Source organism: Novosphingobium naphthalenivorans NBRC 102051, assembly GCF_001590985.1.
Classification (GTDB): domain Bacteria; phylum Pseudomonadota; class Alphaproteobacteria; order Sphingomonadales; family Sphingomonadaceae; genus Novosphingobium; species Novosphingobium naphthalenivorans.
Map to the genome: position 1 here is coordinate 1 of NZ_BCTX01000065.1, position 21,413 is coordinate 21,413.

At 65.5% G+C, this 21,413-nt stretch carries 17 protein-coding genes; 8 read left to right on the forward strand and 9 right to left on the reverse strand.

What is annotated here, in order from left to right; genetic code table 11:
* Positions 1-10: 10 nt before the first annotated feature.
* A complete protein-coding gene (locus tag NN5_RS18380) occupies positions 11-685 on the reverse strand; it encodes a response regulator transcription factor (protein WP_067736707.1) in 675 nt (224 codons plus the stop codon).
* A gap of 207 nt (positions 686-892) precedes the next feature.
* On the opposite strand from NN5_RS18380, the gene NN5_RS18385 reads away from it, so the two are divergent.
* Entirely contained in the window at positions 893-1,798 is a 906-nt protein-coding gene (locus tag NN5_RS18385; RefSeq protein ID WP_067736710.1) for a UDP-2,3-diacylglucosamine diphosphatase, read from the forward strand.
* Entirely contained in the window at positions 1,795-2,865 is a 1,071-nt protein-coding gene (locus tag NN5_RS18390; RefSeq protein ID WP_067736713.1) for a glycosyltransferase family 4 protein, read from the forward strand. Before NN5_RS18385 ends, NN5_RS18390 begins: the two co-directional genes overlap by 4 nt.
* A 200-nt stretch (positions 2,866-3,065) precedes the next feature.
* Here NN5_RS18390 and phoB read toward each other — a convergent pair whose 3' ends face one another.
* The 7 genes from phoB to NN5_RS18425 all read right to left on the reverse strand — a co-directional run bounded on the left by phoB (position 3,066) and on the right by NN5_RS18425 (position 10,236).
* On the reverse strand, positions 3,066-3,752 hold the full coding sequence (gene phoB / locus NN5_RS18395; RefSeq protein WP_067736716.1) for a phosphate regulon transcriptional regulator PhoB: 687 nt from the start codon (positions 3,750-3,752) through the stop codon (positions 3,066-3,068).
* The gene (gene phoU / locus NN5_RS18400; protein ID WP_067736719.1) at positions 3,749-4,444 is read right to left on the reverse strand and encodes a phosphate signaling complex protein PhoU; all 696 of its coding nucleotides are present in this window, start codon (positions 4,442-4,444) and stop codon (positions 3,749-3,751) included. Before phoU ends, phoB begins: the two co-directional genes overlap by 4 nt.
* 13 nt (positions 4,445-4,457) lie before the next feature.
* A complete protein-coding gene (gene pstB / locus NN5_RS18405; RefSeq protein WP_067736722.1) occupies positions 4,458-5,219 on the reverse strand; it encodes a phosphate ABC transporter ATP-binding protein PstB in 762 nt (253 codons plus the stop codon).
* A gap of 4 nt (positions 5,220-5,223) precedes the next feature.
* Positions 5,224-6,111 (reverse strand): phosphate ABC transporter permease PstA, encoded by an 888-nt coding sequence (pstA, locus tag NN5_RS18410; RefSeq protein WP_067736725.1) that lies wholly within the window; start codon positions 6,109-6,111, stop codon positions 5,224-5,226.
* A complete protein-coding gene (gene pstC / locus NN5_RS18415) occupies positions 6,104-7,477 on the reverse strand; it encodes a phosphate ABC transporter permease subunit PstC (RefSeq protein ID WP_067736728.1) in 1,374 nt (457 codons plus the stop codon). The genes pstA and pstC overlap by 8 nt, the downstream gene beginning before the upstream one ends.
* A gap of 44 nt (positions 7,478-7,521) precedes the next feature.
* Complete coding sequence (locus NN5_RS18420) at positions 7,522-8,565, reverse strand: substrate-binding domain-containing protein (RefSeq protein WP_067736730.1); 1,044 nt, start codon at positions 8,563-8,565, stop codon at positions 7,522-7,524.
* Between the two features lie 267 nt (positions 8,566-8,832).
* The gene (locus tag NN5_RS18425) at positions 8,833-10,236 is read right to left on the reverse strand and encodes an OprO/OprP family phosphate-selective porin (RefSeq protein WP_067736768.1); all 1,404 of its coding nucleotides are present in this window, start codon (positions 10,234-10,236) and stop codon (positions 8,833-8,835) included.
* Between the two features lie 334 nt (positions 10,237-10,570).
* On the opposite strand from NN5_RS18425, the gene NN5_RS18430 reads away from it, so the two are divergent.
* On the forward strand, positions 10,571-11,974 hold the full coding sequence (locus NN5_RS18430; protein ID WP_067736733.1) for an OprO/OprP family phosphate-selective porin: 1,404 nt from the start codon (positions 10,571-10,573) through the stop codon (positions 11,972-11,974).
* Positions 11,975-11,997: 23 nt separating this feature from the next.
* Here the strand turns inward: NN5_RS18430 and NN5_RS18435 are convergent, their stop codons facing one another.
* A complete protein-coding gene (locus tag NN5_RS18435) occupies positions 11,998-12,987 on the reverse strand; it encodes a sensor histidine kinase (RefSeq protein ID WP_067736736.1) in 990 nt (329 codons plus the stop codon).
* 308 nt (positions 12,988-13,295) lie between these two features.
* Here NN5_RS18435 and zwf point away from each other — a divergent pair, with 308 nt between their 5' ends.
* The 5 genes from zwf (at position 13,296) to NN5_RS18460 (ending at position 21,134) form a co-directional block, all read left to right on the forward strand.
* A complete protein-coding gene (gene zwf / locus NN5_RS18440; protein WP_067736770.1) occupies positions 13,296-14,738 on the forward strand; it encodes a glucose-6-phosphate dehydrogenase in 1,443 nt (480 codons plus the stop codon).
* A gap of 111 nt (positions 14,739-14,849) precedes the next feature.
* The gene (gene edd, locus NN5_RS18445; protein ID WP_067736738.1) at positions 14,850-16,676 is read left to right on the forward strand and encodes a phosphogluconate dehydratase; all 1,827 of its coding nucleotides are present in this window, start codon (positions 14,850-14,852) and stop codon (positions 16,674-16,676) included.
* 53 nt (positions 16,677-16,729) lie between these two features.
* Positions 16,730-17,722, forward strand: coding sequence for a glucokinase (locus NN5_RS18450; RefSeq protein WP_067736773.1), 993 nt, complete (start codon positions 16,730-16,732; stop codon positions 17,720-17,722).
* Positions 17,722-18,348 carry a bifunctional 4-hydroxy-2-oxoglutarate aldolase/2-dehydro-3-deoxy-phosphogluconate aldolase gene (eda, locus tag NN5_RS18455; protein ID WP_067736741.1) on the forward strand — a complete coding sequence of 209 codons (627 nt, stop codon included), beginning with the start codon at positions 17,722-17,724 and terminating at the stop codon, positions 18,346-18,348. The genes NN5_RS18450 and eda overlap by 1 nt, the downstream gene beginning before the upstream one ends.
* The gene (locus tag NN5_RS18460; RefSeq protein ID WP_067736742.1) at positions 18,345-21,134 is read left to right on the forward strand and encodes a phosphoenolpyruvate carboxylase; all 2,790 of its coding nucleotides are present in this window, start codon (positions 18,345-18,347) and stop codon (positions 21,132-21,134) included. Before eda ends, NN5_RS18460 begins: the two co-directional genes overlap by 4 nt.
* Positions 21,135-21,413: the final 279 nt, after the last annotated feature.

Genomic DNA, 21,413 nt, shown 5'->3' on the forward strand with positions numbered 1-21,413 from the left:
TCGATTGGCCCTAGGGCGTATCGAAGACATACCCCAGCGAGCGCACCGTGCGCAGCGGATTGCCGGCGCCCGCGCTTTTCAGCGCGCGCCGCAGGCGGCCGATCCACACGTCCACCGTGCGTTCGTCCACCGGCGGTTCCTGCTTGCCAAGCGCGGCGATAAGCTGGCCCCGGCTGAACACGCGGCCCGGATGCTCGATGAAATAGCGCAGCAGGCGCAGTTCGTTGGGCATCAGCGGAATCGCCTTGCCCTGCCAGCGCGCCTGGAAGGCCGCAACATCGACCGTCAGGTCCCCCTGCGCGACAATGCGGATTCCGGCATTGTCCTGATCGCCGATATTGGCGCCCAGCACCCGGTCGAGCAAGGCCGTGCGGGTGAGCGGGCCGACCATGTAGTCGTCCGCCCCCATGCGCAGCGCGCGCTTGCGGTCTTCCAGATTGTCTTCTTCCAGCACCATGGTGACATGGGCATGAGCCGTCAGCGGATCTGCGCGCAGACGCCGGCACAGTTCCAGCCCCGACATCTCGGGCAGAACCCAGTCGATGAAGATCCAGAGCGCCCCTTCGATCAGAGGGAGTTCGGCGAAATCCGTCCAGCGATGCAGAACGACGTCGAATTCATCGTGCCGGAAAGCCGCAAGGCCCCCGGAAAGCTCACTCGCCAGCAATATATCGATCCGCCGCATCGCCCCTGCCCGGTTAACACCGCGGCTGTCTGCCCGCCGATTATGACGAACGGGTGACGCATCAGTGACGGGAGTGTGAAAACCTCCAACAACATCGAACAGGCGGCGATCCATGTGGATTGTCATGGAACTGACCCGCAAACGTCACGGCGGCGCAACGGCGCTCTGCCATGGAACGGATCGCTAGCAACCGGGGGCAACCGAGCGATGCGAACCGACGTGGATACTCTTCTCGATCAGTACACCCGGCCGGCGACCGGCATTCCGGCCTGGCTCGACCTTCCCGATCCCAAGGGCTTCCGCCCTAAGCGCAAGTACCGCACGATCTGGATTTCCGACATTCACCTCGGCACGCGCGGCTGCAATGCGGCGCTGCTGGTCGATTTCCTGCGCTCGGTGCAGTGCGAGACGCTCTATCTCGTCGGCGACATCGTCGACGGCTGGCGCCTGCGCAAGGGCTGGTACTGGCCCGATGCCCACAACGAAGTGGTCCGCCGTATCCTCAAGATGGCGCACCGCGGCACCCGCGTGGTGTTCATCGCCGGCAACCATGACGAGATCCTGCGCGACTATGCCGGCCTGACTTTCGGCGGCGTCGAACTTGCCCTCGAAGCGGTTCACGAAACGATCGATGGCCGCAAGCTGCTGGTCACGCACGGCGATGCATTCGACGGCGTCGTGCTCTACCACAAGTGGCTCGCCTTCCTGGGCGACAAGGCCTACTCGATGCTGCTGCGCACCAACATCGCGTTCAACGCCGTGCGCCGCCGGCTGAAAATGCCGTACTGGTCGCTTTCGGCCTACATGAAGAAGAAGGTCAAGAACGCCGTCCAGTACGTGTGCAGCTACGAGGAAGCCGTCGCTTCCGAAGCCGTCAGCCGCGGGTTCGACGGGGTGGTCTGCGGCCACATTCATTGCGCCGAAATCCGCCAGTTCGGCGGCATCACTTATTACAACGACGGCGACTGGGTGGAAAGCTGCACCGCGCTTGCCGAAGATTTCGAAGGGCAGATCGCCATTATCGACTGGGTCGCCGAAACCGGCGGCCATGCCAGCGACATGACACACAGCGAAATGGGCGCCGCTGCCCAGGCCGCCGAGGCCGGCGCGTGAAACTGGCGCTGGCGACCGACGCTTGGCTGCCCCAGGTCAATGGCGTCGTCCGCTCGCTTTCCGCCACGCTCGATGAACTGCGCGCGCGCGGACACGACGTCGAGACGATCACGCCCGACCGGTTCCTGACCGTGCCGATGCCCGGCTATGCCTCGATCCGGCTGGCCATGGCGCCCCGCTTCGGCGTGCGCCGAATGCTGGACCGGGCCGCGCCCGAAATCGTCCATATCGCCACCGAAGGCCCGATCGGCTGGGCCGCGCGCGGCTGGTGCCTGTCGCGCGGGGTGCCTTTCACTTCGGCGTTTCACACCCGCTTTCCCGAATATGCCGCGGTGCGCACCGGCCTTTCCGCCGAATATTTCTGGCCGATCCTGCAGCGCTTCCACGCGCCGAGCAGCGCGGTGCTGGTCTCCACCCGCAGCCTGGCCGACGAACTGGCCGGGCGCGGCATCGGTCACACGCGGCCATGGAGCCGGGGCATAGACCAGGCCCAGTTCAAGCCGGACGGCGCCCGCCACCCGGCCATGACCGCCCTGCCCGGTCCGGTCCTGCTCAACGTCGGCCGCGTCGCGCCGGAAAAGAACCTGGAAGCGTTCCTTTCGGCCGATGTCGCCGGCAGCAAGGTGGTGGTGGGGGACGGTCCGGCCCTCGAAAGCCTGAAGCGGCGCTATCCCGGCGTGCTGTTCCTCGGCGCGCTCGCGGGCGAGGAACTGGCCTCGGCCTACCGCGCTGCCGACTGTTTCGTATTCCCCAGCCTGACCGATACTTTCGGCCTCGTCGTGATCGAAGCGCTGGCCTGCGGCACACCGGTCGCCGCCTATCCGGTGACAGGCCCGATCGACATCCTCGGCGCTGACGGCCGCGGCGTCGAAACCCGGCTGGACCATCCCGGCGGAGCCATCGACGAAAGCCTAGAACGGGCGATCTCGGGCGCCCTGCAAGTCGAACGGGGTCATGCCGCCGCCATGGGCGCGCTCTATTCCTGGGAACGTGCGACCGACCAGTTCCTGTGCGCTATCGCGGCGGCAGTGAACGGGCAGGACGCGACACTGAAGAGCGCCGCCTAGGGAACTGCCCCCAGCGTTGGCCGACGGTCAATGCCCCCCTCACCGTTCGTGTCGAGCGAAGTCGAGACACGAGAGCCCCGCGCCAACGTGTCTCGACTTCGGCCCACAGGGCCGAAGTTCATCCCGAGCGCGTCGAAGGGCTCGACACGAACGGTGGTGGAAGACTCGCTATCGGGTCAGCGCAGACCGCCCCGTCTGCCTCAGTTCACATCCATCGCATATCCGGCCGCGCGCACGGTGCGGATCGGATCGGTGTCGCCATTCCGGTTGATCGCCTTGCGCAGGCGGCGGATGTGAACGTCCACAGTGCGCTCGTCGATGTCCGAATCCATGCCCCAGACCCCGTCGAGGATCTGCTGGCGCGAGACGACGCGGTTCGGGCGCTCCATGAAATAGCGCAGCAGGCGGAACTCGGTGGGGCCAAGGTGCAGCGGCTCACCGCCCCGGCGCACGCGGTGGCTGGTGGCGTCGAGCTCGATGTCGCCCCACTGCAGCACCGAGCCTGCCAGCGAAGGCCGTGCGCGGCGCAGCAGCGCCTCGATCCGGGCCATCAGTTCGCGGGGCGAGAACGGCTTGGTCACATAGTCGTCCGCGCCGGTCTTGAGGCCGCGGATCATATCCTCTTCCTCACCGCGCGCGGTCAGCATGATGATCGGAACCTGCGCGGTTTCCTTGTCCTTGCGCAGCTGGCGGCAGACCTCGATGCCCGGCACCTGCTCGATCATCCAGTCGAGCACGATGGCATCGGGCGTCTGCTCGCGCACCATCAGCAGCGCTTCCTCGCCATCGGCGGTGGAGCGCACCTCATAGCCTTCGGCGCTGAGGTTCCAGGTCAACAGTTCGCACAGGGCCGTGTCGTCCTCGACGACAAGAACGGTCGGGTTCATGCGCTCAATCCCGTATCGTCGGTCTGGCTGTCGCGCTCGGTGCAGTATTCCCCGGTGGCGGCATAATAGACCATCTCGGCCACATTGGTCGCATGGTCGCCGATGCGTTCCAGATTGCGGGCGATGAAGAGCAGCTGCGCGGCGCTGGTGATCGTCGCCGGATTTTCCATCATGTGCGTCAGCAGCGAGCGGAACAGCGTGTTGTAGAACTGGTCCAGCTTCTGGTCGCGGCGGATGACCTCAACCGCCAGCGCCGCATCGCGCGAACCATAGGCGTTGAGGACATCGCGCACCATGCTCTCGGCAATCTCGGCCATCATCGGCACCAGCGTGACCGGCTCGATCTTGTAGCGCCCTTCCAGCGCGGAGACGCGCTTGGCGATGTTCTTGGCATAATCGCCGATGCGCTCGATCACGCCGGAGATTTTGAGCGCGGCGATGACGTCGCGCAAGTCGTCGGCCATCGGCGCACGCAGGGCGATAGTGCGGACGGCAAGGCGGTCCACTTCGGCTTCCAGCGCGTCGAGCTTGGCATCGGCGGCGACCACCTGATTGGCCAGGTCCTCGTCATGCTGGACGAGCGCGGTGATGGCATCGCGGATGGCGACTTCGGCAAGGCCGCCCATTTCGGCGACGAGGCCGCGAAGCTGGCCGATCTCTGAATCGAATGCCTTGACGGTATGATCTACCATGGCGTGTTCCTTCTCAGCCGTAACGGCCGGTAATATAGTCCTTGGTCTTTTCTTCGCGCGGATTGGTGAAGATTTCGCTCGTCTCACCATACTCCACAAGGTTGCCAAGGTGGAAAAAAGCCGTGCGCTGGGAAACGCGGGCCGCCTGCTGCATCGAGTGCGTGACGATGACGATCGCGTAGTTTTCCTTCAGCTCGTCGATCAGTTCCTCGATCTTGGCCGTCGCGATCGGATCGAGCGCCGAGCACGGTTCGTCCATCAGGATCACTTCGGGGCTGACGGCGATCGCGCGGGCAATGCACAGGCGCTGCTGCTGGCCGCCCGACAGCGCCGTGCCGGCGTCGGACAGGCGGTCCTTCACTTCGTCCCACAGGCCCGCCTTGGTCAGCGAGCTTTCGATGATCGCGTCCATCTCCGCCTTGGAAGAGGCCAGGCCGTGAATGCGCGGGCCATAGGCGATGTTCTCGTAGATCGACTTCGGGAACGGATTCGGCTTCTGGAACACCATGCCGACACGGGCGCGCAGGGCGACCGGGTCCATCGAGGGCGCGTAGATATCCTCGCCATCGAGCAGGATCTCGCCGGTCACGCGGGCGCCGGCGATCGTGTCGTTCATGCGGTTGAGCGAGCGCAGGAAGGTCGACTTGCCGCAGCCCGACGGGCCGATGAAAGCCGTGACGATGCCGTTGTCGATATCGATCGAAACGTTGTCGATGGCCTTTTTGGGGCCGTAGAAAACGTCGACGTTGCGGGCTGTAAGCTTGGTTTCGGTCATGTCCCTACCAGCGCACTTCGAACTTGTTTCGAAGGTAGATCGCGAGGCCATTCATCACCAGCAGGAAGACCAGCAGGACGATGATGGCGGCGGAAGTGTTCTGGACGAAGGCCTTGTCGATCTCGTCAGACCACAGGAAGATCTGCATCGGCAGCACGCTGGAGGGCGCGGTGATCCCGTCCGGCGGCGTGACGATGAAGGCGCGCATACCGATCATCAGCAGCGGTGCCGTCTCGCCCAGCGCGCGGGCCATGCCGATGATGGTGCCGGTCAGGATGCCCGGCAGTGCCAGCGGCAGCACGTGATGGAACACCGCCTGCACCTTGCTGGCCCCCACGGCGAGCGCAGCGTCGCGGATCGAGGGCGGCACGGCCTTGATCGCGTTGCGGCCCGAAATCACGATCACCGGCATCGTCATCAGCGCCAGCGTCAACCCGCCCACCAGCGGCGAGGAGCGCGGCATGTTGAAAGTGTTGATGAAGACGGCCAGGCCCAGCAGACCGAAAATGATAGAAGGCACCGCCGCCAGATTGTTGATCGAGACTTCGACCAGTTCGATCCAGCGCGAACGCGGGGCGAATTCCTCAAGGTAGATCGCCGCCAGCACGCCCATCGGGAACGAGAGCAGCAGCGTCACCAGCATCGTCAGGATCGAGCCTTTCGCCGCGCTCCAGATACCGGCGATATGGGGATCGGTCGAATCCGAGCCGGAAAGGAAATTCCAGTTCAGGCCGCCCAGGCCATTGCGCATCATGATGACCAGCAGCAGCGCCAGAAAGGCGAGGCTGATGACGATCGCGCCAAGGCCGATCAGCTTGAAGCGGCGCTCCGCCGCGTGACGCTGGGCCAGCCGCTTCGCGAAGGCCGGCGAGCTGAAGGTCGAGTTACTCATAAGCTTCGCGGAACCGTTTGACGACGCGCAGGGCGATGATGTTGAGGATCAGAGTGACGATGAACAGCACCAGCCCGAGCGCGAAAGCGGACAGGGTCTTGGGGCTGTTGAACTCCTGGTCGCCCGTCAGCATCTGGACGATCTGGTACGTGACCGTGGTCATCGAGGCGAGCGGATTGGCGGAAAGGCGCGCCGAGGCACCGGCGGCCATGACGACGATCATGGTCTCGCCGATCGCGCGGCTGATCGCCAGCATCACACCGGCAACGATACCGGGCAACGCGGCGGGAAGCAGGACCTTCTTGATCGTTTCCGACTGGGTCGCGCCCAGCGCCAGCGAACCGTCGCTCATCGCGCGCGGCACGGCGGCCAGTGCATCGTCGGCCATCGAGGAGACGAAAGGAATGATCATCACGCCCATGACGAGGCCCGCGGCCAGCGCGCTCTCGGTCGAGGGGTTGGCGACGCCCAGCGAAGCCGCCGTGTCGCGGATCAGCGGCGCCACTGTCAGCGCGGCGAAGTAGCCATAGACCACGGTGGGGATGCCCGCGAGGATCTCGAGGATCGGCTTCACCCACTTGCGGATCGTGCTGGAGGCGTATTGCGTGAGGTAGATCGCGCTCATCAGGCCGAGCGGGATCGCCACCACCATGGCAATGATCGCGCCGATGTAGATCGTGCCCCAGAACAGCGGCACGGCGCCGAAGTTGCCGTCGATATCAATGCCGCGCGCATTGCCCGGCGCCCAGTGGGTGCCGGTGAGGAACGCGATCGGCGAGACGTCCTTGAAGAACAGCCCGGCCTCGAACAGCAGTGAGGCGACAATGCCGAACGTCGTCAGGATCGCCATCAGCGAGGCGATCAGCAGCAGCGCCAGTATCGCACGCTCGACATGGGTCCGGGCCGGGAAACCTGCCCTAACGCGGGTAAAGCCATAGCCGCCGCCCGCCAGCGCGACGATCAGGATCAGCAGGCCGCCGATCATGCCGAAGCGGGTCTGCGCCGCGCGCATCGGCGCCGCGAGTTCCTGCGACAGCGGATCGAACGCCACGGCATCGGGATTGGCGGCGATATTGCGGGCATCCGCGAGGACGGCCGCCCGGTGCATGTCCCCTTCGGGAAGCTGCGCCGCGGCGGGATCGGCCATGACCGCCCCGTCGACGAGCCCCGGCATGATCGCCGACCATGCCGCCCAGGCCAGCAGCGCCGGGACGAGAATCCACAGCGCCATGTGCCAGCCGTGGTAGCTGGGCATCGAATGCATCGATCCCCGGCCGGTATAGAGCAGCCGGGCCCGGCCCCGCGCGGCGAACCAGCCGACGAGGCCCAGGCCGATCACGGCCAGGAGTACTCCTGTAAGAATCATAACTGGCCGTGATGCCCCTTGTTACGTGGTCTTGTGGTCCGACCTTACTTCAGCACGCTCGGGTCGAGCGGCGTCATGTTGGCGATGATTTCAGCATTCTTCTGACGCACCTCGTCGGTGGCGACGATCATGCCCTTGGGCTTGAGGTAGCCGTCCGGGCCCCAGGCCTTGGTCCAGGCGTCAGCATAGGCCTTGAGATCCTTGATCGGGCCGAGATGCTGCTTCTTGATGTAGATGTAGAGCGGACGCGCGCCGGGATAGCTGAAGTCGGCAATCGCATCGTAGGTCGGCTTCACGCCCGACAGCGGAATGCCGTTCAGCGTGTTGATGTTCTCTTCGAGGTAGGAATAGCCGAAGATGCCGATCGCCTTGGGGTTCTGCGACAGCTTCTGAACGATCAGGTTATCGTTCTCACCCGCGTCGACATAAGGACCATCCTCGCGGATGTCGTGGCAGGTCGCCTCGAACTTCTCCTTGTCGCTCTTGGCGAGCGCTTCCATGGCCGGATCGGTCTTGCACCCGGCTTCCATGATGAGCTCCTTGAGCGCATCACGCGTGCCCGAGGTCGAGGGCGGGCCGTAAACCAGGATCGGTTCGGCCGGCAGCGACGGGTTCACGTCCTTCCAGGTCTTGGTGGTGTTGGGCTTGCCGAACGGATTGGCCGCCAGCGCCTTGTAGATGTCGGTCGGGGTCAGCTCGAAGCCGGGGCCCTTCTTGTCTTCCGCGAAGGCGATGCCGTCGATGCCGACCTGGACTTCGACGACTTCGGTCACGCCGTTCTTCTGGCACAGCTCGTATTCCGACTTCTTCATGCGGCGCGAGGCGTCTTCGATGTCGGGGTGCTGGGCGCCGACGCCCGCACAGAACAGCTTCATGCCCGCACCGGTGCCGGTCGATTCGATGACCGGCGACTTGTGGCCGTCCTTGGCGAACTGCTCGGCAACCGCGGTCGCGAACGGATAGACGGTCGAGGAACCGACGGCGGTCACGTAATCGCGCGCGCCGGAAGCGGATCCGCCCGAACCGCCACAGGCGCTGAGCGCGAGTGCGGAAACGGCGGCAAAGATCATGGTGTTGGTCGAACGCATGGAGATACCCCTTGGGCTTAATTCTGAGACGCCCCTATTGGGATACAATGACACTTCTATGACGAAGACGTGACATTGTATGCCGCCCTCAGAAATTCCTGAAAAATGCTTGGATTTCGGCCAATTCCTGCTGCGACGCACGACACGCTTTGCCACCGGGATTCGTCCCGGAGGCCGTCATCGTTTAGGCGCAGGGGGATTGGGTTGCAAGCGCGGGGCGGACCTTGGCGGCCTCGCGCTTGCGGCAGATCCAGACGTGAATCTGATTTAGAAGTCGAATTGCGCGCGCATGCCCAGGGCATCCGCGCCATAGCTGGCATCGCCATCGGCGGTGACCGGCGCGTCCTTCACCCAGACGTGGCCGTAGTTGAGGATGAACCGGACGTAATCAGTGGGAATCCAGAGCGCGGAAATGCCCGCCGTCTGCTGGCGGCCGCCAATGATGCCCCCCCCGTTCAGGTCCAGCCAGTCGTAACGTGCGTTCACCTGGATCGCGCCGATACCCCCGGTATCCAGCCCGTGCTTGGGCTTGATACGGTCATAGGTGCCATTCTTGTAAGTGGTCGTATCGTCAGTCAGCATGTAGCCCACTTCCGCATAGCCGCCATTGAACGTCGGGTCCTTGAAGCCGGTGCGGCGGACGGTCTGCCAGAAGCTTTCCGCCGTCGCGTGGAAACGGCCATGGATGTAGGCCGCCTCAAGCCCGAGACCGCGCTCTTCCGTTGCATCGGTAATGCCCGCCTTGACGAAGCGCAGGTCGGTCGTGTGCACGAACGGGCGTGCCTGATAGGTGACCGTCGGGATCGCATCGTTGAGTTTGCGAAAATGCGCAGAGCCGCCCAGATGCAGCGTGCCGCCCGCAACCTTGGGCATGGCGACCAGACGGCCGTCCACGCTCCACGACTTGTACGTGTCGCTGCCCAGCGTGTTGGGATCGTCGGAGAAGACGCCCAGCTGCGCGACCAGGGTCTTGCCGGTGTATTCGGCATTGAGGCCGACACGGCGCTCGAAACCGAACGCCTGCGAGAAACTGTTGCGCTCCATGAAGCTGGTGAACAGGTCGGAGGTCATTTCCTCCAGGCCCCAGTTGGGCTTCTGGTTGCCCAGCGTCAGGGTAACGTTACGCCCGGCCTTGTAGGTCATGTACATGTCGTTGATCGACACGTCGGAGTTGGCGACGTTGATTTCCACGCGGTAGCCGAAGCCGCCAGGCATCGAACCATCGAAGCCCAGATAGATGCGGCGAAACTCGACGCTGGTGCCCAGATGATCCTGCTGTGAGGACGTCAGCCCCGAAGGCCCGTCCACGCTGCCGATATCCAGCTGCATGCGGCCGCGCGGCTTGAAGCTCCAGCCATCGTCCGTGCTGATCTGCGGCGCGCCCTTGAATGCGATCTTCACCGGAGATGGCTTTTCAGCGGCGGCCTTGGCCGCGACAGCGGCCTGCGTTGCATTTTCAGCGACCTGGGTGGCTGAAGCGGCTTCGGCCTTCGCCGCTGCGAGTTCGCCCTCAAGCGAATCGATTCGCTGCGCCATCGCCTGCATCTGCGCGCGCATCGCCGCGAGCTCCTGCTGGATCGAAGCGGTATCCGCAGCGCTTGCCGGTGTCGGCAGGGCCCAGCCAAGCGAAACAACGACAGCCAGCGCTGACGGCCCCAAAATATTTTTCACGTCCAAGTCCTTTCGTGAACGTTCAGTTACACAACGGCGACGCCTCTATGACCATGATGTTACGCTTTTGTGACGTAGTGTTTCTGACGTCAAGGAACGGCGAAAATACGTCAGTTTCACCTCACTCCATTACAACAAAGAATGTCTCTTCAGTAACGCAGAATGTCTGTATCCGGGCATTATGACGCTATCGGGGAGTCCCCCGAGCGGCATCTCCCCGCCTCTGGAGGGATCACGGACAGGCCGATCCCGCGACTGTCTTTTTTCCGTCATTTAGCCGACATATTTGCCGCGCCGCTCTTGGGTTCAACGCCAGATTGCGGAGTAGTCTTTCATGTACCGAACTCTTTCCGGGACAGCCGTTACCGCAGCGCTGATGCAACCCGTCCCGGCATTCGCGCAAAGCGTGCCGGAGGCGGAAGCGGAGGCCATGCGCGCCGAAATTCGTGAGCTTCGCGCGCGGCTGGCACGCCTCGAGCGCACCCTTGGCCTCGCGCCGGACAACGCGGGAACGCTGCCACCCGTCGCGGCCGCCGCGGCTCAGCCCGCTCCCCTCCCACCAGCTGCCGCCGCCGCATCTCCGCCGGAGACAAGAATCGGCTGGAAAGGGTCGCCCCGCTTCACCGAAGGTGACAAGGCTTTCAAGGTGAAGGGCCGCATTCAGGCCGACGCCAATTACGTCTCCGCCCCCAAGAGCTTCGCCGACGAAGGCCTCGGCTTCTCGAACGAGATGCGCCGCATCCGCCTCGGCGGCGAAGGCAGTCTGGGCGCAGGCTTTGGCTACAAGCTGGAACTGGAACTTTCCGACAATACCGTCGATCTCGTCGATACTTTCGTGACCTATGAAAGGGATGCGTGGCTGATCACGCTGGGTAACCACAATTCCTTCCAGTCGCTCGACGAACTGACCGGTGACACCTCCGGCAGCGTGATGGAGCGCGCCGCATTCACCGACGCCTTCGGCTTCGAACGCAGGCTGGGCCTTTCCGCGCAATACCAGCGCGGCGCCATGCTCGCCCAGCTGGGCATCTTCACCGACGACATCGGCGCGCTGGCCAACGACAGCGACGGCACGTCCGGCGGCGACGAGAACAACAGCTACGGAATCGACGGGCGCCTCGTCTATGCGCCGAAGATGGATGGCATCCAGCTCCACTTCGGGGCATCGGCGCACTGGCGCCGGATGGGCCGCCTCGCCGACGGGACGACGCGGTACCGCCAGCGGCCCTATGCCCATTCCACCAATACGCGCCTGATCGGTACGCCCGCGATGCAGGTGGATCAGGAAGCGCATTACGGCCTCGAACTGGCGGGCATCGCTGGGCGCTGGCACGGCGCGGCCGAGGTCCATGCGCTGCGTGCCGGCCGCACCGGGCTGCCCGCCGTCACGTTTCGCGGTGGCTATGCCGAACTGGGTTACTTCCTCACCAAGGGAGATTCGCGCGGGTACAAGGCGGGCATCTTTTCAGGCAAGGCCCCGGCCAGCCCGCTGGGCGGCGGCGGCATCGGCTCGATCCAGATCAACTTCCGGTACGACTACCTCGATCTCGACGACAAGGACATCTCCGGCGGCAAGCAGAACGGCTATATCGCCGCCCTGATCTGGTCTCCCATCCAGTACCTGCGCTTCAACCTCAATTACGCGCTGCTGCAATACGACGGTGCCAAGGCGCTGCCCTCGGGGCGCGCCGGCTACGATGCCCACGTGCTGGGCACCCGCTTCGAACTCGACTTCTGAGCGGCGTTCGCGCCTAAGACCACTCAGCCTTCGGCGCGAAGCGGCAGCATCATCGAAGCAACGGTGCCCTGACCGGACCGGCTTTCGATGTCGAAACGGCCGCGGTGGCGCTCAACGATGTGCTTGACGATCGACAGCCCCAGGCCGGTCCCCCCGGCCGCACGGCTGCGGCTGGTATCGGCGCGGTAGAATCGTTCGGTGACGCGCGGCAGGTGCTCGGGCGGGATGCCCTCGCCCTCGTCGCGGACCGAAACCAGCACCCAGCCGGTCTTCGCCGCTTCCACGGAAACCGTCACGGTCCCGCCGGGCGTGCCGTATTTGCGTGAGTTGTCGATCAGGTTGCGCAGCACTTGCGAAAGCTGCCCCCGGTCCCCGGCAATGACCGCATCGGCGCAATTGGCGGTAACTGCGACCTGCCCGCCGTTGCGGAACTCGCCCGCCACTTCATGCGCCAGCGCGACGAGGTCGACCCGGTCGGACGGCACCTCATGCTTGACCGCCTCGATCCGCGACAGGGACATGAGGTCCGCGATCAGCGCCTGCATCCGCTGCGCCTCGTGGCGGATCGTGCCGAGGAAACGGTTGCGCACGGTCTCGTCCCCGCCCGCTTTCGGGTTCATCAGCGTTTCCACATAGCCGAGCACATTGGCGAGCGGCGTGCGCAGTTCATGGCTGGCATTGGCCACGAAATCGGCATGGGACTTGGCCACGCTGACCCTTTCGGACAAGTCATAGAGGCTGACCAGCCGCTCGGTGGGGCTCAGCACCCGGCAATCCACTTCCCAGACCGAACCCCCGGTCGAAAGCCCGGTCACTTGCGCCAGGCCGCCCGTGTCGCTGAGAATCGCCGCCACCGCCTTGGGATCGCGGATGGCGATACGCACGTCCTGCCCTACGATATGGGCACCGAGCAGCCCCTGGGCTGCGCTATTGGCGAACCGCACCTGCCCGCGCGATACAACGAGCGCAGGCGTCTGCAATTGTTCGAGGAGGTGAACACCCTCGACGGTCATGCCGCAATTTCCCCTTCTTCATATCCTCTCGCCACGCTGTAGCCGCGTGCGAAAGCGCGCTCCTACTATTTGAAAGAGACAGTCTGGTGGCAATGGTAATTACGCAATCGAATTCATAAAACGCATCCGGCGCGGAAATCCGGAGGTTCCGGCATGACAGCAGGGTCACGGATGCTCATGCCCGCTGGCCAACCGCCGAGACACCGGTTATGCTGCATCCGCGAGCCGACCCGGAGGGCATGTCCGGACGGTACGCACATTCACAAAGCTGCGAGGAGGAGCGCGGCTTTCCCGATGGAAAGGTTTTCGTGACGAAATTCACTTCCGATCGCTTGCTCCTCTTCGGCGCCACCGGCGATCTTTCCCGCAGGATGCTCCTGCCTTCCCTCTGCGCCCTTGACGCCGAGGGGCTGCTCGACCCCAAGATTGAGATCATTGCCACCGCCCGGTCCGACCTCGACGATCAGGGCTTCCGCAACTTCGCGCGCGAATCGCTCGAACAGTTCCTGCCGGCCAACCGCCGGGGCGGCATGGCCACGTTCCTCAACCGGCTGCGCTATCAGCCGCTCGACGCCAATCAGCCCGAAGGCTTCGAGGCACTGGCAAGCAAGGTCGGAACGCCGCAGGAAGGCCTCTCGATCTTCCTGTCGACAGCGCCCAGCCTGTTCGAACCGACGATCCGCGGCCTCGCCCAGAGCGGCCTGGCCGGGGAACGCGTGCGCATCGGCCTCGAAAAGCCCCTCGGCATCGACCTGGCATCGAGCAAGGTCATCAACGACGCCGTTTCCGCCGCTTTCCCCGAAGAGCGGATCTACCGGATCGACCATTATCTGGGCAAGGAAACCGTCCAGAACCTGCTGGCGCTGCGCTTTGCCAACCTGATGTTCGAGCCGCTGTGGAACGCCGCGCACATCGATCATGTGCAGATCACCGTGTCCGAAACCGTCGGGCTGGAATCGCGCGTCGGCTATTACGACGATTCCGGCGCGCTGCGCGACATGGTGCAGAACCACATGCTGCAGCTGCTCGCGCTGGTGGCGATGGAACCGCCGGTTTCCTACGACGCGACCAACGTGCGCGACGAGAAGGTCAAGGTCCTGCGCTCGCTGCGCCCGGTGAAGACCGGCGAGACTGTCACCGGCCAGTACCGCGCCGGCGCCATCGGCGGCCAGGCCGTGCCCGGCTATGACGATGAACTGGGCAAGGATTCGGACACCGAGACTTTCGTCGCGATCAAGGCGCATATCGATAACTGGCGCTGGCAGGGTGTGCCGTTCTACTTGCGCACGGGCAAGCGCCTGCCGCGCCGGACGACCGAGATCATCGTGCAGTTCCGCCCGGTGCCGCACTCGATCTTCCCCGGCCGCAGCGCGAAGATGGCGCCCAACCGGCTGGTCATCGGCATCCAGCCGAGCGAGAACATCACCCTCTCGCTGATGGCCAAGGTTCCGGGGCTTGACCGCGACGGCGTCGCCCTGCGCGCGATCCCGCTGGAGATCTCGATGGCTGACGCCTTTGCCGGGCCGCAGCGGCGCATCGCCTACGAACGCCTGCTGCTCGACCTCATCGAGGGCGACCAGACCCTGTTCGTCCGCCGCGACGAAGTGGAAGCCCAGTGGGAATGGATCGATGCGATCCGCGCCGGCTGGGAGGAACAGCAGCTCGAACCCAAGACTTATACGGCTGGAAGCTGGGGCCCGTCGGCCGCCATTGCGCTTGCAGAGCGCGACGGCGTGACCTGGCACGAATAACCCCGCCTTCCCGCGCAAAGAGTTTGGATTGATCCCGGAAGACAAGGCGCCCGCCAGCGGCGTCTCCGCGCCGTATCGCGGACCGGGCAAATAAAAGATCAGGAGAAGCCCATGAGCCCTCTCAACCCCGTAGTCGCGCGCGTGACCGATCGCATCATCGCGCGCTCGAAGCCCAGCCGCACCGGCTATCTCGACATGGTCGCGCGCGAGCGGGACCGCCATTCCGACCGCAGCTTCCTGTCGTGTTCCAACCTCGCCCACGGCTTTGCCGCCTCGGGTGATGACAAGGCCGCGATCGCGACTGGCGGCGCCATCAACCTGGGCATCGTCACCGCCTACAACGACATGCTCAGCGCCCATCAGCCCTATGGCCGCTATCCCGAGCAGATGAAGCTCTTCGCCCGCGAAGTGGGCGCGACGGCCCAGGTCGCCGGCGGCGTGCCCGCGATGTGCGACGGGGTGACGCAAGGCTTCGACGGCATGGAGCTGTCGCTGTTCAGCCGCGACACGATTGCCCTCTCCACCGCCGTCGCGCTCAGCCACGCGATGTTCGACGGCATGGCGCTGCTGGGCATCTGCGACAAGATCGTGCCCGGCCTCGTCATGGGCGCCCTGCGCTTCGGGCACCTGCCCGCCGTGTTCATCCCCTCAGGCCCGATGCCCAGCGGCATTTCCAATAAGGAAAAGCAGAAGACCCGCCAGCTCTACGCCGAGGGCAAGGTCGGCCGCGAGGAACTGCTCGCCAGCGAAAGCGCCAGCTACCACGCGCCGGGCACCTGCACGTTCTATGGCACCGCGAACTCCAACCAGATGATGATGGAGATGATGGGCCTCCACGTGCCCGGCGCAGCTTTCGTGCCGCCCAACACGCCCTTGCGCCAGGCGCTCACCCGCTCGGCCGTGCACCGGCTCGCGGGCATGACCAAGAAAGGCGAAGACTACCGCCCGATGGCCGAAGTCGTGGACGAAAAAGCGATTGTCAACGCCGTGATCGGCCTGCTCGCCACCGGCGGCTCGACCAACCACGCGATCCACCTGCCCGCCATGGCACGCGCCGCCGGCGTCATCATCGACTGGGAGGATTTCGACGAGCTTTCCGCCGTGATCCCGCTCATCACCCGCGTCTATCCCAATGGCTCGGGCGACGTGAACCACTTTCACGCGGCGGGCGGCATGGCCTGGGTGGTGAAGGAACTGCTGGGCAGCGGCCTTGCCCATGCCGATATCCTGACCGTCGCCGAAGGCGGCATGAGCGACTACGCCAGCGAGCCGGTGCTGATGGACGATGCCCTCGGCTGGACCCCCGCGCCTGCCGAAAGCGGCGACGACACGATGCTGCGCCCGGTTTCCGATCCGTTCCAGCCCGATGGCGGGATGCGGCTCGTCTCGGGCAACCTCGGGCGCGGCACCTTCAAGACCAGCGCGGTCGACAAGGAGCGCTGGACGATCGAAGCGCCGTGCCGGGTGTTCGACACCCAGGAAGCGGTCAGCGCCGCGTTCAAGGCGGGCGAACTGGACAAGGACGTGATCGTCGTCGTGCGCTTCCAGGGGCCGCGCGCCAACGGGATGCCCGAACTGCACAAGCTGACCCCGCCACTCGGCGTGCTGCAGGATCGTGGGCACAAGGTCGCGCTTGTCACCGACGGGCGCATGTCGGGCGCCTCGGGCAAGGTTCCCGCCGCCATCCACGTCACGCCCGAGGCGCTGGCCAAGGACGGCAAGCCCGGCCCGCTCGCCTATCTGCGCGACGGCGACGTGGTGCGCCTTTCCGCCGAGGACGGCTCGCTTTCGACCACGGCCGACCTGTCGTCGCGCGAACCCGCCCCGGCACCCGCCGCCGCAATGGGCATGGGCCGCGAGCTGTTCGCCATGTTCCGCATGAGCGCGGGCGGCGCCGAACAGGGCGGCTCGGCGATGCTGGAGGCGGCAGGGCTGTGAGCAGCGCGGCCACCATCGAAAAGACCGGGCAGATCCGGCGATCGGAGAGTGACATGACTGACATCGTGGCCGTCGATATCGGCGGCACCCACGCGCGCTTTGCGCTGGCCAGTGTAGCGCCGGACGGCACCATCACGCTGGGCGAACCCGCAACGCTGCACACCAAGGACCACGGCAGCTTCCAGCTCGCCTGGCAGGCCTTTCGGGACATGAACGGCGGCACCCTGCCCCCGGCCGTGGCGATGTCCGTCGCCGGGCCAGTCGGCGGTGAGGTTATCAAGTTCACCAACAATCCCTGGATCATCCGCCCCGCGCTGATCGAGGAGAAGCTGGGCGCCACCCGCCACACCATCGTCAACGACTTCGCCGCCGTTGCCCATGCCGTGGCCCGCGCGCCCGAGGACGAGTTCCTGGATCTGGCAGGCCCGCCGGGCGCTCCCCTGCCCGCCAGCGGCACGATCAGCGTGATCGGCCCCGGCACTGGCCTTGGCGTCGCCCATCTCTGGCGGGACGGGCGCACCATATCGGAAGGGGGCAGCTACCATGTGCAGGCCACCGAAGGCGGCCACATCGATTTCGCCCCGCTCGACCTGATCGAGGACGCCATCCTTGCCCGGCTGCGCAAGCGCCATACCCGCGTCTCGGTGGAACGCGTCGTCTCGGGCCCGGCGATCGCCGATATCTACGCAACGCTCGCGGCCATGGAGCAAAAGGCCATTGTCGAGAAAAGCGATATCGAGATCTGGACGGCCGGCACTTCGGGCGAGGACCCGCTGGCCTCGGCCGCTGTCGACCGCTTCTGCCTTTCGCTCGGCGCCGCCGCCGGCGACTATGCCCTTGCCCACGGTGCCGCCGGCGTCGTGATTGCCGGGGGCCTCGGCTACCGTATCCGCGAAACCATCCTGAAATCCGGCTTTTCCGAAAGGTTCTGCGCCAAGGGCCGGTTCGCCGGCATGATGGCCACTCTTCCCGTCAAGCTCATCACTCACCCGCAGCCCGGCCTGTTCGGCGCGGCTGCCGCTTTCGCCAGGGAGCATCTGCAATAATGACCACCTCATCCGCCGCCGTCGAAAAGGTCATGCGTCTCGCCCCGGTCATTCCGGTGCTGGTGATCGAGGATATCGAGCACGCCCTGCCCATTGCCGAAGCGCTGGTCGCGGGCGGGCTTCCCGCGCTGGAAGTGACGCTGCGCACCGAATGCGCGATCGAGGCGATCAAGGTGATGAAGCAGGTTCCCGGCGCCGTGGTCGGCGCGGGAACGGTGCTGACGCCCGATGATCTGGCAAAATCGATCGATGCCGGCGCGGAGTTCATCGTCTCCCCCGGCCTCACCCCCACGCTGGGCGAAGCGGCCGTGAAGTCGGGCATCCCCTTCCTGCCCGGCACCGCCAATGCCACCGACGTGATGCTGGCCCTCGAACTCGGGTTCGACCGGGTGAAGTTCTTCCCGGCCATGGCAGCGGGCGGCCCGCCGGCGCTCAAGGCAATCTCCGCCCCGCTGGCCGCAGCCAAGTTCTGCCCGACCGGCGGCGTCACCATGGACAATGCCCCTGACTGGCTCGCGCTCGATGCCGTGCTCTGCGTCGGCGGCAGCTGGATGGTGCCCAAGGGCACGCCGGACGTCGCGAAAATCGAAGCCACCGCACGCGCCGCGGCGGGGCTCGCGCGATGACCGGCCCCGAGCTCACCACCGTCGCGGCTCTCGAAGCCCGCCTGCAGGAACTGCACAAGCTCACGGCGCAGACGCCGCTCTACAACCCGGTCTTCCAGCTCGGCATCGAATTGTCGCGCAAGCTGGAAAACGGGGAGATGAGCCTCGACCAGATCGAAGCGCTTGTCGCCGAGATGGAATGCGAGAGCCTGCGCGCCCGCGCTGTCCGGCTCGATCGCGTGCTCGAAACCATCCCGCTCGCCGAGAACGACGCCCGGCTCGACGCGGCCGCGGACGAAGAGGATTTCACCGCCTTCGCCGTGCGCTGGCAGCGCCCCGCCGCGCATGTCGTGTTTACCGCGCACCCCACGTTCCTGCTGTCGAGCGCCCAGACGGAAGCGGTTGCCCGCTCCGCCTCGACCGGCGATCACAGCCAGGCCTCGGTCTGCATCGCCCCGGCCGAACGCGACACCATCACGCTCGATTACGAGCATGAAAAAGCCACGGCCGCGATCGCCAATGGCCAGAAGGCGCGCGACCGCATCTGCGCCCGCCTGTTCGACATCGCCGCCACGCGCTGGCCCAAGCGCTGGAAAAGCCTGCAGCCGATGCCTGTGCGCTTTGCCTCATGGGTCGGCTACGACATGGACGGCCGCACCGACATCGGCTGGTCCACCTCGATCCGTTACCGCCTGCAGGAAAAGGCGCAGCGCCTGTCCGGCTATGCGGAAAGCCTTGCCGATCTGGAACCCAAGGTCGCCGCCAAGCTCGCCCGGGCAGCGGCGCATACGGCGGAAATGGCTGCCAATTTCAGCAAGGACCTGTCGGAACCCGAAGCTCTCTCGGTGGCTGCCAACGCGCTCACCTCGGACCATCCCGACAAGCTGGTGAGCCTGTCCGGCATTATCGCCGAACTGGAGGAAGAGGCCCGTCACGCCGGGCAGGAAGTGGCCTGCAAGCTGCTTGTCACCGCCGCCGCCATGCGCGCGGACGGCCTGGGCATGGGCTGGATTCACTTCCGCGTGAATTCCTCCCAGCTCCAGAACGCGATCCGCCGCCGCATCGATCCGGCCGGCAAGCTCAGCCTCGCCAGCCAGGCCGCGCTGGTGAAGATGCGCGAGCTGCTGGCCGAGGTTAAGCCGCTCAAATCCAATTTCGCCGCGCTCGCGATCGAGAACAGCACGGCCGTGCGCCAGTTCCTCGCCATGGCGCAGATCCTCGGCCACATCGACGCCGACGCCCCGATCCGGATGCTGGTGGCGGAATGCGAGCAGCCGACCACGATTCTGGCCGCGCTCTATTTCGCCAAGATGTTCGGGATCGAGGACAAGGTGGACGTCTCGCCCCTGTTCGAGACCGAGAGCGCGCTCGAACACGGCGGCCGCTTCCTCGACGCGGTGCTCTCAGAACCGGCCTATCGCGACTATGCCAAGAAGCGCGGGCGCGTCTCGATCCAGACCGGGTTCTCCGACGCCGGCCGCTTCGTCGGCCAGATCCCGGCGGCGCTTGCGATCGAACGCCTGCACGGGCGCCTGGCCGAAGCCATGGCCGTCAATGGCCTGACCGATGTGGCCGCGCTGATCTTCAACACCGGCGGCGAATCGATGGGCCGCGGCTGCCATCCGACCAGCATCGACGACCGGTTCGAGTGGCAGATGCCGCCCTGGGCGCGCCGCCGCTTCCTGCGGGCCGGAATCCGGCTGGAACCCGAAGTCTCGTTCCAGGGCGGCGACGGCTACTTGTGGTTCGGTTCGGACGAACTGGCGCTCGCCATTCTCACCCGCATGGCCGAAAAGCCGCTGTGGGGCGCCGACACCCGCGCGCCGACCGATGTGTTCTACCGCCGCACCGACCTCAGCCTCGACTTCTACCGCGCGATCCGCCGGGTTCAGCACGAGCACCTTGAAAGCACGACTTACAGCCGGGCGATCACCGCCTTCGGCCTGGGCCTGCTCAACGATACCGGCAGCCGCAAGTCGCGCCGCCAGTCGGACCTTGCCGCCGACCGCTCGATGAGCCTGCGCCAGATCCGCGCGATCCCGCACAATGCGATCCTCCAGCAGCTCGGCTATCCGGTGAACGTGATTGCCGGAATGGGCACGGCCTCCGACGGCAACCGCGAGGAAATCGCCGAGATGCTGATCGAGTCCGCACGCGGACGCCAGCTCGTGCGGCTGGTGCGCGCGGCGAACGCGCTGGCCTCGATCAAGACGGTCGCGGCCTATGGCGAGCTGTTCAATTCGGCCTACTGGGCCAGCCGCCCCTATCGCGGGCATGAGCAGCACATTTCGGACGCCTGCCTGAAACTGGCCGAATACCTCACCAAGGACGATCGCACCGGCGTGTTCCGCCGCCTCGCCTCGCGCCTGCGCGTCGATGCGATGAAGCTGCACAAGCTGCTCGACCTGATCCCCGACGAAGCGCCGCCCGCGAAGGACCGCGAGCACATCCGGCGCAACCTCGGCGCGCTGCAGTCGCTGCGCATCGCGCTGTTCAAGCACATGTTCCTGCGCGCGGTCATGGTTCCGCCCTTCAGCCGCGCCAACGACATCAGCCGCGACGACGTGCTGGAGATGTTCTTCAGCCTGCGCGTGGAGGACGGCCTGGCCCAGCTGCGCCGCGCTTTCCCGGTCCACTTCCCCTCGATCAGCGATTTCGCCATCGACGAGCCGAGCGAGTATCCGGATTCCAGCGCAGCGGGCTATGCGCAGATCCACAAGGACTACATTGATCCGATCGCGCGGTCCTATGCCCTGTCGCTGCGGATCACCACGGCCCTGGCGAACGAGTTCGGCGCGCACGGGTAAAGCGCTCCAGGCCCGGCCTGCTGCGACGGACCGGGCTTTCCATCTCGCCTTTTTGCCAAGAGGCCTTCCCCGTTGCCGGGCAGCGCAGCGGGGGCCGTCGCAGCGTGCGCGAAAGGTTATCCTGCCTATAGACAGACAGCGCATGGACTTCCCCGCTCCAACTTCTTAAGTTCCACCTACGCGTAATAATTGAACAACGAGGATGTCATGGCTTTCGCCGCCGGCCGGTTGCAGATGCGCCTTTCCGCGTGCCGCCGCAAAGTCATGGTCCGGGCCACT